Origin of the sequence: Caulobacter segnis (assembly GCF_003243465.1) — a bacterium.
Classification (GTDB): domain Bacteria; phylum Pseudomonadota; class Alphaproteobacteria; order Caulobacterales; family Caulobacteraceae; genus Caulobacter; species Caulobacter segnis_A.
This window is the reverse complement of the sequence record NZ_QFQZ01000001.1, coordinates 158,756-172,035: the sequence shown is the minus strand read 5'-3', so window position 1 is coordinate 172,035 and position 13,280 is coordinate 158,756. Positions and strand designations below refer to the sequence as shown.

10 protein-coding genes and 1 pseudogene are annotated in these 13,280 nt (G+C 68.2%); 9 read left to right on the top strand and 2 right to left on the bottom strand.

Going from position 1 to position 13,280, the window contains the following annotated elements:
- Positions 1-1,320: an aspartate aminotransferase family protein gene (locus tag DI526_RS00785; RefSeq protein WP_304272855.1), complete on the bottom strand. Its 1,320-nt coding sequence runs from the start codon at positions 1,318-1,320 to the stop codon at positions 1-3.
- A gap of 270 nt (positions 1,321-1,590) precedes the next feature.
- Here DI526_RS00785 and DI526_RS00780 point away from each other — a divergent pair, with 270 nt between their 5' ends.
- From DI526_RS00780 to DI526_RS00740, 9 genes are all read left to right on the top strand, one after another.
- Positions 1,591-2,262, top strand: a complete 672-nt coding sequence (locus DI526_RS00780; protein ID WP_304272922.1) for a GntR family transcriptional regulator — start codon at positions 1,591-1,593, stop codon at positions 2,260-2,262.
- Between the two features lie 58 nt (positions 2,263-2,320).
- Positions 2,321-3,811 (top strand): aldehyde dehydrogenase, encoded by a 1,491-nt coding sequence (locus DI526_RS00775; RefSeq protein WP_304272852.1) that lies wholly within the window; start codon positions 2,321-2,323, stop codon positions 3,809-3,811.
- On the top strand, positions 3,808-5,262 hold the full coding sequence (locus DI526_RS00770) for an NAD-dependent succinate-semialdehyde dehydrogenase (protein WP_304272850.1): 1,455 nt from the start codon (positions 3,808-3,810) through the stop codon (positions 5,260-5,262). Before DI526_RS00775 ends, DI526_RS00770 begins: the two co-directional genes overlap by 4 nt.
- Before the next feature lie 130 nt (positions 5,263-5,392).
- Complete coding sequence (locus DI526_RS00765) at positions 5,393-6,799, top strand: aspartate aminotransferase family protein (RefSeq protein WP_304272847.1); 1,407 nt, start codon at positions 5,393-5,395, stop codon at positions 6,797-6,799.
- A gap of 187 nt (positions 6,800-6,986) precedes the next feature.
- Positions 6,987-8,366, top strand: coding sequence for a glutamine synthetase family protein (locus DI526_RS00760; RefSeq protein WP_304272844.1), 1,380 nt, complete (start codon positions 6,987-6,989; stop codon positions 8,364-8,366).
- A gap of 212 nt (positions 8,367-8,578) precedes the next feature.
- Positions 8,579-9,670, top strand: a complete 1,092-nt coding sequence (locus DI526_RS00755) for a PotD/PotF family extracellular solute-binding protein (protein WP_304272839.1) — start codon at positions 8,579-8,581, stop codon at positions 9,668-9,670.
- A 174-nt stretch (positions 9,671-9,844) separates the two neighbouring features.
- The gene (locus DI526_RS00750) at positions 9,845-10,753 is read left to right on the top strand and encodes an ABC transporter permease (RefSeq protein ID WP_304272838.1); all 909 of its coding nucleotides are present in this window, start codon (positions 9,845-9,847) and stop codon (positions 10,751-10,753) included.
- Positions 10,754-10,895: 142 nt separating this feature from the next.
- On the top strand, positions 10,896-11,771 hold the full coding sequence (locus DI526_RS00745; protein WP_304272921.1) for an ABC transporter permease: 876 nt from the start codon (positions 10,896-10,898) through the stop codon (positions 11,769-11,771).
- A 163-nt stretch (positions 11,772-11,934) separates the two neighbouring features.
- Positions 11,935-13,080, top strand: coding sequence for an ABC transporter ATP-binding protein (locus DI526_RS00740; RefSeq protein WP_304272835.1), 1,146 nt, complete (start codon positions 11,935-11,937; stop codon positions 13,078-13,080).
- A 6-nt stretch (positions 13,081-13,086) separates the two neighbouring features.
- On the opposite strand, the pseudogene DI526_RS00735 reads toward DI526_RS00740, so the two are convergent.
- Positions 13,087-13,218 (bottom strand): annotated as a pseudogene (locus DI526_RS00735) (hypothetical protein); the annotation flags it as partial.
- Between the last annotated feature and the right edge of the window lie 62 nt (positions 13,219-13,280).

The window sequence follows — 13,280 nt, the reverse complement described above, 5'->3', positions numbered from 1 at the left end:
TTAATCCACCCGTCCCAGCACCGTCCGGATCGTCTCGACCATCCGGTCGATGTGCGCCTTCTCCAGGATCAGGGGCGGGGAGAGGGCGATGATGTCGCCGGTGACGCGGATCAGCAGGCCCTCGTCGAAGCAGGTCTCGAAGACCTCCATCGCCCGGGCGGTCGGGGCGCCGGGGCGAGGGGAGAGCTCGATGCCCGCGACGAGGCCGAGGTTGCGCACGTCGATCACGTGTCGGGCGTCGACGAGACTGTGGACGGCGTCCTGCCAGTAGCCCTCGATCCCGGCGGCGCGGGCGAAGAGGTCGTCTTCCTGATAGGTCTCCAGGGTGGCCACGCCCGCCGCGCAGGCCAACGGGTGGGCCGAGTAGGTGTAGCCGTGGAAAAGCTCGATGGGAGCGTCCGCGCCCTCCATCATGGCGTCATAGATCTGGCTTGAGGCGGCGACCGCGCCGCACGGCACGGCGGCGTTGGTCAGGCCCTTGGCCATGCAGATCAGGTCGGGCGTGACGCCGAAGCGGTCGGCGGCGAAGGGCGCCGAGACGCGGCCGAAACCGGTGATCACCTCGTCGAAGATGAGGAGAATATCGTGCTTGTCGCAGATCGCCCGAAGGCGCTCCAGATAGCCCTTCGGCGGGATCAGTACGCCGGTTGATCCGGCCACTGGCTCGACGATCACCGCGGCGATGTTGGAGGCGTCGTGCAGGGCGACGATCTTTTCCAGGTCGTCGGCCAAGTGGGCGCCGTGCTCGGGCTGGCCCTTGGCGAAGGCGTTGCCGGGCAGGCCGTGGGTGTGGGGCAGGTGGTCGACGCCGGTGAGCAGGCTGCCGAAGTACATGCGGTTCTTCGGGATGCCGCCCACCGAGATGCCGCCAAAGCCGACGCCGTGATAGCCGCGTTCCCGCCCGATCAGACGGGTCTTGGTCCCCTTGCCCCGGGCGCGGTGGTAGGCCAGGGCGATCTTCAGCGCCGTGTCGACCGACTCCGAGCCGCTGTTGGTGAAGAAGATGCGGTCCAGGCCCTTGGGCGTGATCTGCGCCAGGCGCGAGGCGAACTGGAAGGCCAGGGGGTGGCCCATGTTGAAGCAGGGGGCGTAGTCCATCTCGGCCGCCTGCTTCTGGATCGCCTCGCGGATTTTCGGGCGGTCGTGGCCGGCGTTGACGCACCAGAGGCCCGAGGTCGCGTCCAACACCTCGCGGCCCTCGGGCGTGCGGTACCACATGCCGCTGGCCGAGGAGAGCATCCGCGGATGGGCCTTGAAGCGCCGGTTCGGCGTGAACGGCATCCAGAAGGCGTCGAGGTTGTTGGCGCCGAAGTCGGGCATGGCGGGCTTTCCTCCAAGCGCGTCAGGCGAAGTGTGTGCGGTTCGCCGCCCGGACGCGCGCCAGCAAAGAGTGGGCCTTGCATTGTGATCGCAATTTGATCTTCTTCGAAAGGGTTTCCTTCCATCCGACCTCCCCGGCGAACGCCGGGGCCCAGATGGCGGGCGCCGGGGTGGGTTCCGGAAGGCGCCGCGCTCATCCCGTCAGCCCAAGCGCTTTTGGATCTGGATCCCGGCGTTCGCCGGGAAGGTCGGGAGAGGGGAGGTGAGATGATCAAAGCCCGCAAACCCCTCGCCGACTCCCAGGCCGTGCATGACCAGGTGTACGAGGCGATCCGGCAGGCGCTGATCACCGGCCGCATCGCGCCGGGCAAGGGCGTGTCCCTGCGCAGCCTGGCCGCAGAGCTGGGCGTCTCGCCGATGCCGGTGCGCGACGCGGTGCGGCGGCTGGCGGCCGAGCGGGCCCTGGCGATCAATCCCGCCAACAAGCGCCTGTCGGTGCCCTCGCTGACCGCCGACCGGCTGGAGCAACTCTCCCTGGCCCGCCTGTGGGTAGAGCCGGAACTGGCGGCGCGGGCGGCCCTGAACGCCGACGCCAGCCTCGCGCGCCAGCTTCAGGCCATCGACGCCGATGTCGACGAGGCCCTGCGGCTGGGCGACGTCGATCGCTACATGACCGCCAACCACGCCTTCCACTTCGCGATCTACGAGCGCGCCGGGGCCGAGGTGCTGGAGGCCATGGCCGGCGGCCTGTGGCTGCAGGTTGGGCCGTTCATGCGGGTGGTGTTCGGGCGGGTCGGGGCCGACGGCCTGGTCGCCGACCGCCACGCCGAGGCGATCGCCGCCCTGAAGGCCAGGGACGCCGACGGCGCCCGCCGCGCCATCGCCGCTGACCTTTCCGAAGGCATGGATAAGATGCGCGCCGCCGTGGAGGCTCTGGCGTGAGCGGTCGGCTTGACAGCGGCCAAGCCGGCGCGAACTGTGATCACAATAAGAGGGATCAATGACCCTGCCCGCCGACATCACCGAGCGCCTGGCGCGTCTTGCTCTTCCGAGCCAGGCGGTGATCGACGGCGCTCACGTCGACGCGTTGTCCGGCGAGACCTTCGACAATATCTCCCCGCGCGACGGCAAGCTGCTGAACCAGGTCGCCGCGTGCCAGAAGGAGGACGTGGCCCTGGCGGTGTTCGCCGCCCGCACGGCCTTCGAGGACGGCCGCTGGCGCGACCAGGGCCCGCGCGCCAAGAAGGCGGTGCTGTTTCGCCTGGCCGAGCTGATGGAGCGCGACGCCGACGAACTGGCCCTCTTGGAGAGTCTCGACGTCGGCAAGCCGATCAGCGACGCCCGCAACGTCGACGTGCCCCTCGCGATCAACACCTGCCGCTGGTACGCCGAGGCGCTGGACAAGATCTATGGCGAGGTCGGGGCTTCCCCCGTGGATCGCCTGAGCTACGCCGTCCACGAGCCGCTGGGCGTGATTGGGGCGATCGTGCCGTGGAACTTCCCGCTGCACATGGCGATGTGGAAGGTCGCCCCGGCCCTGGCCATGGGCAATTCGGTGGTGCTGAAGCCCGCCGAGGAGTCGCCGCTGACCGCCCTGAAGCTGGGCGCTTTGGCCCTCGAAGCCGGGCTGCCGACGGGCGTGCTCAACGTCGTCCCGGGTTATGGCGCAGTCACCGGCGAGGCGCTGGCCCTGTCGATGGAGGTCGACATGATCGCCTTCACCGGCTCGGGCCCGATCGGCCGCAAGCTGATGGAGTATTCGGCTCGCTCGAACCTGAAGCGCATCTCGCTCGAGCTGGGCGGCAAGTCGCCCCAGATCGTCTTCGCCGATTGCCCCGACCTGGAAGCCGCCGCCCAGGCCGCGGCCTGGGGCGTGTTCTATAACCAGGGCGAGGTCTGCACCGCCGCCTCGCGCCTGCTGGTCGAGGCCTCGATCAAGGAAGCCTTCGTCGAGCGCGTGGCCGAGGTCGCCAGGAGCATGAAGGTCGGCGATCCGCTGGACCCCTCCACCCAGTTCGGCGCCATGGTCAGCGAGCGGCAGATGAACACCGCGCTGGGCTACATCGCCATCGCCGGCACCCAGGGCGCGCGGCGGGTGCTGGGCGGCGGCCAGGTGCTGAAGGAGACCGGCGGCTTCTATGTCGAGCCGACCATCTTCGACCGCCTGCAGCCCAGCCACGCCTTGGCGCGGGAGGAGGTGTTCGGTCCCGTGCTGGGGGTGATGAGCTTCACCACCGAGGACGAGGCGATCGCCCTGGCCAACGACACCGTCTACGGCCTGGCCGCCGGCCTCTGGACCGCCGACGTCAACCGCGCCTTGCGCGGGGCGCGGCGACTGAAGGCGGGGCTCGTCTGGGTCAACGGCTGGGACGCCTGCGACATCACCATGCCGTTCGGAGGCTTCAAGCAGTCGGGCTTTGGCCGCGACCGCAGCCTTCACGCGTTGCACAAGTACGCCGACCTGAAGTCGGTGTCCGTGACGCTGAGGTGACCTCCATGACTCTGAATCTCGTTGAAACCGAGGCCTTCATCGACGGCCTCTGGGTCCAGGGCGACAAGACCTTCGACGTGCTCAATCCGGCCGACGGGACGGTGATCGCCCAGGTCGCCGATCTGGGGGCGGACGAGACGACGCTGGCCATCGACGCCGCCCACCGCGCCTTCCCGGCCTGGGCCGCGCGGACCGCCAAGGAGCGCGGGGCGATCCTGCGCAAGTGGAGCGACCTGATGCTCGCCCACGCCGACGACCTGGCCCGGCTGATGACCGCCGAGCAGGGCAAGCCGTTGGCCGAGGCCAAGGGCGAGGTCAGTTACGGGGCGGCGTTCATCGACTGGTTCGCCGACGAGGCCAAGCGCGCCTACGGCCATACGATCCCGACGCCGATGCCCGGCAAGCGGCTGGCCTCGATCAAGCAACCGGTCGGCGTCTGCGCCGCCATCGCGCCGTGGAACTTCCCGATCGCCATGATCACCCGCAAGGTCGGGCCGGCCCTGGCCTCGGGCTGCACCGTGGTGGTCAAGCCGGCGGCCGAGACGCCGCTGTGCGCCCTGGCCATCGCGCGCCTGGCGATCGAGGCGGGCGTGCCGGCCGGCGTGCTGAACGTCGTGACGACCACCAATTCCAGCGCCGTCGGCAAGACGCTGTGCGAGGACGGTCGGGTGCGGAAGCTGTCGTTCACCGGCTCCACCCCGATCGGCAAGGTGCTGTACGAACAGTGCGCCGGCACGATGAAGAAGCTCTCGCTGGAGCTGGGCGGCAACGCGCCCTTCATCGTCTTCGACGACGCCGACCTTGAGGCCGCCGTCGATGGCGCCATCGCCTCCAAGTACCGCAACACCGGCCAGACCTGCGTCTGCGCCAACCGGCTGATCGTGCAGTCGGGCATCCACGACGCCTTCGTCGCGCGCCTGGCGGAAAAGGTCGCGGCGATGAAGGTCGGGCCAGGCACGGGCGAGGGCGTCCAGATCGGTCCGCTGATCAACGAGAAGGCGATCACCAAGGTCGAGGCCCTGGTCCGCGAGGCCGTGGCCGGCGGCGCCAAGGCGGTGGTCGGCGGCGATCGTCACGCGCTGGGCGGCCTCTTCTACCAGCCGACCGTGCTGTCGGGCGCGACGTCCGCCATGCGCCTCTTCAACGAGGAGATCTTCGGTCCGGTCGCCCCGGTCGTGAAGTTCGAGACGGAACAGGAGGCCATCGACCTGGCCAACGCCACGCCGTTCGGCCTGGCGTCCTACTTCTACAGCCGCGACGTGGCCCGCTGCTGGCGCGTGGCCGAGAAGATCGAGGCCGGCATGGTCGGGATCAACGAAGGCCTGATCTCCACCGAGGTCGCGCCGTTCGGCGGGGTCAAGGAAAGCGGCCTGGGCCGCGAGGGCTCGTCCGAGGGGCTCGAGGAGTATCTGGAGACCAAGTACCTGTGCTTTGGCGGGGTGGCCGGATGAGAGTGTCTAGCGCCGCCATTTCAAAAGCTCCGTCATCCCGCGCTTCATGCGCGGGACCCATTCGTCCGTCGCACGTGAGGATGGGGCAGGGCGTGGAGATATCGGCGGCGCTTCACTTGCGGGCTGAACCATGGGTCCCGCGCATGAAGCGCGGGATGACGGCGGTGGAGGTGGCGAGATGATCGCCGAGCTCTCCAGATCGCTCGAAACCCTCCTCGCCGCCGAACGCGCCCGCTTCACGGCCGAGCATCCGCGCTCCGCCGCCATGGCCAAGGCGACGGCCGCCCACTGGCGCGGCGGGGCGCCGATGCACTGGATGAATGATTGGGCCAGCCCAAGCCCTATCTTCGCCGCCCAGGGCGTCGGGGCGCAGATCACCGACGTCGATGGCAAGCTCTATGACGACTTCTGCCTGGGCGACACGCCGTCGATGTTCGGGCACGGCGACCCGTCGGTGGCGGCGGCGGTGGCCGACCAGATCAAGCGCGGCGCGGGCTTCATGCTGCCGACGCCTTCCGCCGCCATCGTCGGCAAGCTGCTGGCCGAGCGCTTTGGCCTGCCGCTGTGGCAGGCGGCGACCACGGCCAGCGACGCCAACCGCGCGGCGATCCGCTGGGCGCGGGCGGTCACCGGCCGGCCGGCAGTCCTGGTGTTCGACGGCTGCTACCACGGCATGGTCGACGACGCCTTCGTGGTGCTGAAGGACGGCCAGCCGGTCATGAAGCCGGGCCTGCTGGGCCAGGTCCACGACCTGACCGCGACGACCTGGGTCGCGCCGTTCAACGACCTCGCCGCGCTGGAAGACGCCTTGGCCTCCGACCAGGTCGCCGCCGTCCTGGCCGAGCCGGTGATGACCAACTGCGGCATGATCCTGCCCGAGCCTGGTTTCCTCGAGGCCCTGCGCCGCCTGACCCGCGACGCCGGGACCTTGCTGATCATCGACGAGACCCACACGATCTCGACCGGCCCCGGCGGCTACACCCGCGCCCATGGCTTGGAGCCGGACGTCTTCGTGCTGGGCAAGGCCATCGCGGGGGGCGTGCCGGCGGCGGTGTGGGGCGTGACCACCGAGCTTTCCGCGCGGATGGACGAGGCCCAGGCGCGGATCGGCCCCGGCCAGTCGGGCATCGGCACGACGCTGTCGGGCAACGCCCTGGCCATGGCCGCCATGCGGGCCATGCTGACCGAGGTGATGACCGACGCGGCCTACACCCGGATGCTGGCCGGCGCCGAGCGGCTGGTGACGGGGCTGAGGGGCGTGATCGCGGCGCGCAAGCTGCCCTGGTCCGTCGTTCATGTCGGCGCGCGGGTCGAGCTGGTCTTCGCCGATCCCCCGCCCAGGAACGCCGCCCAGATGCGAAAAGTGCTGGACCACGAGGCGGTGGAAGCGCTGCATTTGTGGCTGATCAACCGAGGGGTGCTGATCGCGCCCTTCCACAACATGATGCTGGTCTCGCCCGTCACCGACGACGCGGCGATCGACCGGCTGGTCGCGGCCGTGGATGGCTTCGCGGCTCAAGTCGGAGAGATGGAATGATGAGCGGGACGCCAATGGAAACCCTCTCCCAGAGGGAGAGGGCGGGGCCCAAGGCGCAGCCTTGGGAGGGTGAGGGGTTTCACCTCGCGCCGGGCTCGCGCCCTGACTTTTCCGGAAGCGCTCTATCCCCTCACCCCCCCACGTCCTGCGGACGCGGGTCCCGCCCTCTCCCCATGGGAGAGGGGGCATGGTGATGGTCGCCGATCCCCAGGAATGCCGGGACTTCCTGGCCGCCAATCCGCAGGTGCGGTTCGTCGAGGTGTTTTTCACCAGCATGACCGGCGTGCCGCGCGGCAAGCGGCTGCGGGTGCATGAGCTGGAGGCAATCTACACTTACGGCCGCTTCCTGCCGGGTTCGATCCTGGTGGTCGACACCACCGGCGCCGACTGCGAGGACACGGGTCTGGTCTGGGAGGACGGCGACGCCGACCGCCGCGCGCGGCCCGTGCCGGGGACCCTGACGCTGGCGCCGTGGCTTGGCCCCGACGTCGCGCAGGTGATGCTGTCGTTATACGAGCTGGACGGGAAGCCGAACGACCTCGACCCGCGCCACGTGCTGCAAAGGGTGCTGGACCGCTACGCCGCCGACGGCCTGACGCCGGTCGCGGCCTGCGAGCTGGAATACTATCTGGTCGACCTGGAGCGGGGGCCGCGCGGCGAGCTCTTGCCCGCCAAGTCGGCCCTGACCGGCCAGGCGCCGACCGGCATCCAGGTCTACGGCCTGCCTGAGCTGGAGGCCCACGCCCCGTTCCTGCGCGAGCTGTGGGACACGGCGGATACGATTGGCGTGCCCCTGGAAGGCGCGATCTCGGAGTTCGCCCCGGGCCAGGTCGAGCTCACTTTGATGCACAAGCCCGACGCCCTGCGCGCGGCCGATGACGCGGTGCTCTACAAGCGCGCCGCCAAGGGCGTCGCCCTGCGCCACGGCTGCGAGGCGACCTTCATGGCCAAGCCGTGGAGCGACCGGGCCGGCAACGGCTTCCACGTCCATCTCAGCGTCAACGACGCGGCCGGGAACAACCTCTGCGCCAGCGAGGACCTCGAGGGCTCGGACCTGCTCAAGCACGCGATCGGCGGCATGAAGGCGCTGCTGGGCGAGGGCATGGCGATCCTGGCGCCGAACGCCAACAGCTATCGCCGCTTCAAGGCCAACAGCTACGCGCCCGTGGCGCCGACCTGGGGCGTCAACAACCGCACCGTATCCTTGCGCGTGCCTGCCGGTCCGCCCAAGACCCGCCACGTCGAGCACCGCGTGGCCGGCGCCGACGGCAATCCGTATCTCGTTTTGGCCGTGCTGCTGGCCAGCGCCCACCACGGCATCACGAACAAGCTCGATCCGGGTCCGGCGGTGGTCGGCGACGGCTACGCGGCGGCGGCCAAGGAGAACATCCGCCTGCCCAACAATTGGTTCGCGGCGGTCGACCTGTTCGAGAAGTCGGACGTGCTGCGCGACTACCTGGGCGATCGTTTCGTGGACATGTTCGTGTCGGTCAAGCGCACGGAACAGGCGCGTTTCTTCGAGGTGGTCACGGAGTTGGATTTCGATTGGTACCTGCGCAACGCGTGAGGCTGCGTGGTGAGTGGATTTCTCCCTTCCCCCTTTGATGGGGGAAGGGCGGGGATGGGGGTGACAGCGGTTCCGTGGTTAGCGCGCTTAGAGCGCTACCTGTCGGCGGTGTCACCCCCACCCCTACCCCTCCCCCATCCAAGGGGGAGGGATTTGGAGTGTGCTGCGAACGTGATGTCCGTCGTCGGACGACCTAGAGGGAGATAGGGACCATGAGCACCATCACGCGGAGAGGCCTGAACCGCCGCTCGCTCCTGACGGCCACCGGCGCCGCCGCGATCGGCCTGACCTTCACCGCCTGCGGCCAGAAGCCCAAGGCGCCGACCAACGGCGAAGAGCCCAAGCTGAACTTCTACAATTGGGACACCTATATCGGCGAGACCACGCTGGGCGACTTCAAGAAGGCCACCGGCGTCGACGTGAACATGAGCCTGTTCGCGACCAACGACGAGCTGTTCGCCAAGCTGAAGGCCGGTAATCCCGGCTTCGACGTGGTGGTGCCGTCGAACGAGTTCGTCACCCGCATGAGCCAGGCCGGCATGCTCGAGCCGCTGGATCACGCCAAGATCCCGAACATCAAGAACATCGACCCGTCGTTCCTCAACCCGGACTTCGACCCGGGCCGCAAGTACTCGATGCCCTACACCTGGCTGCTGCTGGGCATCGGCTATCGCAAGAGCAAGGTCCAGGGCGTGCCCGACAGCTGGAAGTGGCTGTTCGACAGCGACAAGTACAAGGGCCGCATCGCCCTGTTGTCCGAAAGCGCCGACCTGGTGCGCCTGTCGGCCAAATATCTGGGCCATTCGGTCAACAACATCCCTGAGGACATGCTGCCCAAGATCGAGCAGATGCTGATCAAGCAGAAGCCGTTCGTGAAGGCCTTCCACGACGATAACGGCCAGGACCTGCTGGCTTCGGGCGAGGTGGATCTGGTCCTCGAATACAACGGCGACATCGCCCAGGTGATGAAGGACGATCCGGATCTCGACTTCGTGGTGCCCAAGGAGGGGTCGCTGATCAACTCCGACACCCTGTGCATCCCGAAGGGCGCGCCGCGGCCCAACAACGCCCACGCCTTCATCAACTACCTGCTGGACGCCCAGGCCGGGGCCGAGATCAGCAAGACGATCCTCTACCCGACCCCCAACGCAGCGGCCAAGGCGCTGATGCCGGACGACTACAAGAACAACAAGGTCATCTTCCCGCCCGCCGACGTCATGGCCAAGTGCGAGTACGGCGCCTTCGAGGGGGCCGAGAAGGCCAGCCAGTACGAGGAAATCATCACCCGGGTGCGGGCGGCTTAGCGCTGATCTCTCCTCCCCCTCCGGGGGAGGTGGCCCGGAGGGCCGGAGGGGGCCAGCTCGGCCTATGCGGAGCAGCCCCCTCAGTCGCGGAGTTTATCCTCGGGCGCGCGCTTCGCGCGACCCGGGGGCGACAGCTCCCCCTGAGGGGGAGCAGATTGGAAAAGGGGGAGTGGGATGGAGCAGAGCTGGAAACAGGCCAAAGCCGTCTTCGCCGCGGCGCTGGGACCGCCGCTGGTGTGGCTGGTGCTGTTCTTTCTCGCGCCCATGGCGATCGTCTGGGCCTACAGCTTCGGCCACAACGCGGGCCTGACCGAGATTCAGATCACCGGCACGTTCCACAACTACGCCCGGGCGATCGAGCCGCTGTACCTGAAGATCTTCCTGAAGTCGGCCTGGGTCGCGGCCCTGACCACGGCGCTGTGCCTGGTCGCCGGCTTCCCGGTGGCCCTGGCCATCACCTTCGCCTCCGACAAGGCCAAGGCGTGGCTCTTGCTGCTGATCATGCTGCCCTTCTGGACGAACCTCCTGATCCGCACCTACGCCCTGATCGCCGTGCTGCGCACCGAGGGCTATGTGAACCAGGGGCTGGAATGGCTGTGGAACGGCGGCAGCGGGCTCGCCGCCCTGGTCGGCCTTCAGCCGCTGGGCGACTTCCAGCCGCTGGGCCTGCTGCACAACAATTTCGCGGTGATCCTGGGCCTGGTCTACGTCCACCTGCCGTTCATGGTGCTGCCGCTCTATTCGGCGCTGGATCGCCTCGACAAGTCGCTGCTGGAGGCCAGCCTGGACCTCGGCGCCGGGCACCTGCGGACGATCTTCAAGGTCGTGGTCCCGCTGGCCATTCCGGGCATCGCCTCGGGCGTGCTGATCACCTTCATCCCGGCCCTGGGCGCCTATCTGACGCCGGACCTCTTGGGCGGGCCCGACAGCCAGATGATCGCCAACGTCATCGAGCGCCAGTTCAAGCGCGCCAACGACTGGCCCTTCGGCGCGGCGATGTCGTTCCTGCTGATGTACCTGACCTTCATCGCCATCGCGATCCAGGCCGTCCTGGCCAAGAAGACGCCGGAGGCCAAGGGATGAGCGCCTTCAACCCGACCTTCCCGGCGAATGCCGGGACCCAGATTCAGTCTGAACGATTGGGGTGTTCGCGCCTCTCGATCTATTCCGCTGGTCCGACGCCAATGGGTTCGATCTGGGCCCCGGCATTCGCCGGGGAAATCGGATTGGAGGGGGCGCTCTAATGCCGAAGAAATCACCCCCCGGTCCGCTGGAGTACCTGCGCCGCTGGCCGATGCGCCTGTGGCTGGCCGCCGTCGGAATCTTCCTCTACGCGCCGCTGATCGCCCTGATGGTGTTCAGCTTCAACGACAGCCGGCGCAACATCGTCTGGAAGGGCTTCACGCTCAAATACTATGAGAAGCTGTTCAACGACTCCGCCCTGCTGGAGGCCTTCGCCAACAGCCTTACGATCGCGGCGGTCTCGACCGTGGTCAGCCTGGTCATCGGGGCCCTCGCGGCGCTGGTGCTGTGGCGTTTCCGCTTCCCGGGCAAGACGGCCCTCGACGGGGCGCTGGCCCTGCCGATCGTGGTGCCCGAGATCTGCATGGGCGTGGCCATGCTGGTGTTCTTCGCCAAGGTCATGCCCTGGCCGCAGGGAATGCCCTGGCCGCTGAACCTGGGCGCGATCATCATCGCCCACGTCTCGTTCTCGTTCCCGTTCGTCGCGGTGGTCGTTCGGGCCCGCATGGCCAGCTTCAACCGCGAGATGGAGGAGGCGGCCCGGGACCTGGGCGCGGGCGAGTTCCGCACCATCAAGGACGTGATCCTGCCGCACATGGCGCCCTCGCTTGTCGCCGGCGCGCTGCTGGCCTTCACGCTGAGCCTGGACGACTTCGTCATCACCTTCTTCACCGCCGGGCCCGACACGGTGACCTTCCCGGTGAAGGTCTATTCGATGGTCCGCTTCTCGGTGACGCCCGAGGTCAACGCGGCCTCGACGGTGCTGATCGTTCTGACCGTGCTGCTGACGGCGGCGGCGCTGAAACTGCAAGGCAATCCAGCCGCCACGGCGGGTCATGGGGCGGGGGACGCGAAATGAGGCTCCACTCTCTTCCGACCTTCCCGGCGCCACGGGTCGCGCCTTGCGCGCCCGAGCGTAAACTCCTGCACGGGACCCAGATTCAGCCTGAGCTTTCGCCCTTCCTGGCTTCTTCCAGCCTTATGATCTGGACCCCGGCATTCGCCGGGGAGGTCGGGATTTTGTGTGTCGGGGGACATCCGCAATGACCGCGCCAAAACCCATCATCACCTTCGAGAACGTCACCAAGCGCTTCGGCAAGTTGGCGGCCGTCGACAACGTCTCGCTGACCGTCAACGAAGGCGAATTCTTCGCCCTCTTAGGACCGTCCGGCTGCGGCAAGACCACCCTGCTGCGGATGCTGGCCGGCTTCGAGACGCCGACCGAGGGCCGGATCCTGATCGACGGCCAGGACATCGTGAACGTCCCGCCCAACAAGCGGCCGGTGAACATGGTGTTCCAGTCCTACGCCGTCTTCCCGCACATGACCGTGGCCGACAACGTCGCCTACGGCCTGAAGGTCGACCGCGTGCCCAAGGCCGAGCGCGACGCCCGCGTGGCCGAGGCGCTGGAGCTGGTGCAACTCGGAGGCCTTGGCGAGCGCAAGCCCGACCAGCTGTCCGGCGGCCAGCGCCAGCGGGTCGCTCTGGCGCGCGCCCTGGTCAAGCGGCCGCGCGTGCTGCTGCTGGACGAGCCGCTGTCGGCCCTGGACGCCAAGCTGCGCGAGCAGATGCGCACCGAGCTGTGCACCCTGCAGGAGAAGGTCGGGATCACCTTCATCATGGTCACCCACGATCAGGACGAGGCCCTCGCGCTCGCCTCGCGCTGCGCGGTGATGAGCAAGGGCGTGCTGCAGCAGGTGGCCACGCCCAGCGACCTCTACGAGTTCCCCAACAGCCGCTTCGTCGCCGACTTCATCGGCCAGGTGAACCTGTTCGAGGGCGTGCTGGCCGTCGACGAGCCCAGCCACGCGGTGATCAAGTCGCCGGACCTGCCGGTCGACATCTTCCTGGACCACGGCGTTACCGGGCCGCGCGGCGGGACGGCCTGGGCGGCGATCCGCCCCGAGAAGATCGAGCTGCACAAGAAGGAAGGCGACGAGCCGCCAAACCTGGGCGACTGCCCCAAGGGCTTCAACGCGGTGGCGGGCGTCATCAAGCACGAGGCCTATCTGGGCGGCTCCTCGACCTACGAGGTCGAGATCGCTGGCGGCCGGCGCGTGAAGGTCCAGCGCTCGAACCTGACGCGCTGGGACCAGGAGGATTTCAAGCTGGGCGAGACGGTGTGGCTGTGCTGGCACGCCTGCTCGCCGGCGGTGTTGTTGTCGTGAGTTCAGTCAGAAGCCCAAACAAATGGTGTCATCCCGGACGGCCCGCAGGGGCGATCCGGGACCCAGGGCCAAGCGCAGTGCGGCTCTTCCTGGGTCCCGGCTCTCCGCTTCGCTGCGGCCGGGATGACACGAAGATTTAGTCGATAAACCAAACCGCCTGGTCCCCTATTTTGCGAGGTCAGCGGGATAATGAAGGCAGG

Bases quoted from the DNA above. Each gene is read 5' to 3' on its own strand.
- DI526_RS00755 (WP_304272839.1), top strand. From the start codon at position 8,579: ATGAGCACCATCACGCGGAGAGGCCTGAACCGCCGCTCGCTCCTGACG.
- DI526_RS00750 (WP_304272838.1), top strand. From the start codon at position 9,845: ATGGAGCAGAGCTGGAAACAGGCCAAAGCCGTCTTCGCCGCGGCGCTG.
- DI526_RS00775 (WP_304272852.1), top strand. From the start codon at position 2,321: ATGACCCTGCCCGCCGACATCACCGAGCGCCTGGCGCGTCTTGCTCTT.
- DI526_RS00760 (WP_304272844.1), top strand. From the start codon at position 6,987: ATGGTGATGGTCGCCGATCCCCAGGAATGCCGGGACTTCCTGGCCGCC.
- DI526_RS00785 (WP_304272855.1), bottom strand. From the start codon at position 1,320: ATGCCCGACTTCGGCGCCAACAACCTCGACGCCTTCTGGATGCCGTTC.
- DI526_RS00765 (WP_304272847.1), top strand. From the start codon at position 5,393: ATGGGTCCCGCGCATGAAGCGCGGGATGACGGCGGTGGAGGTGGCGAG.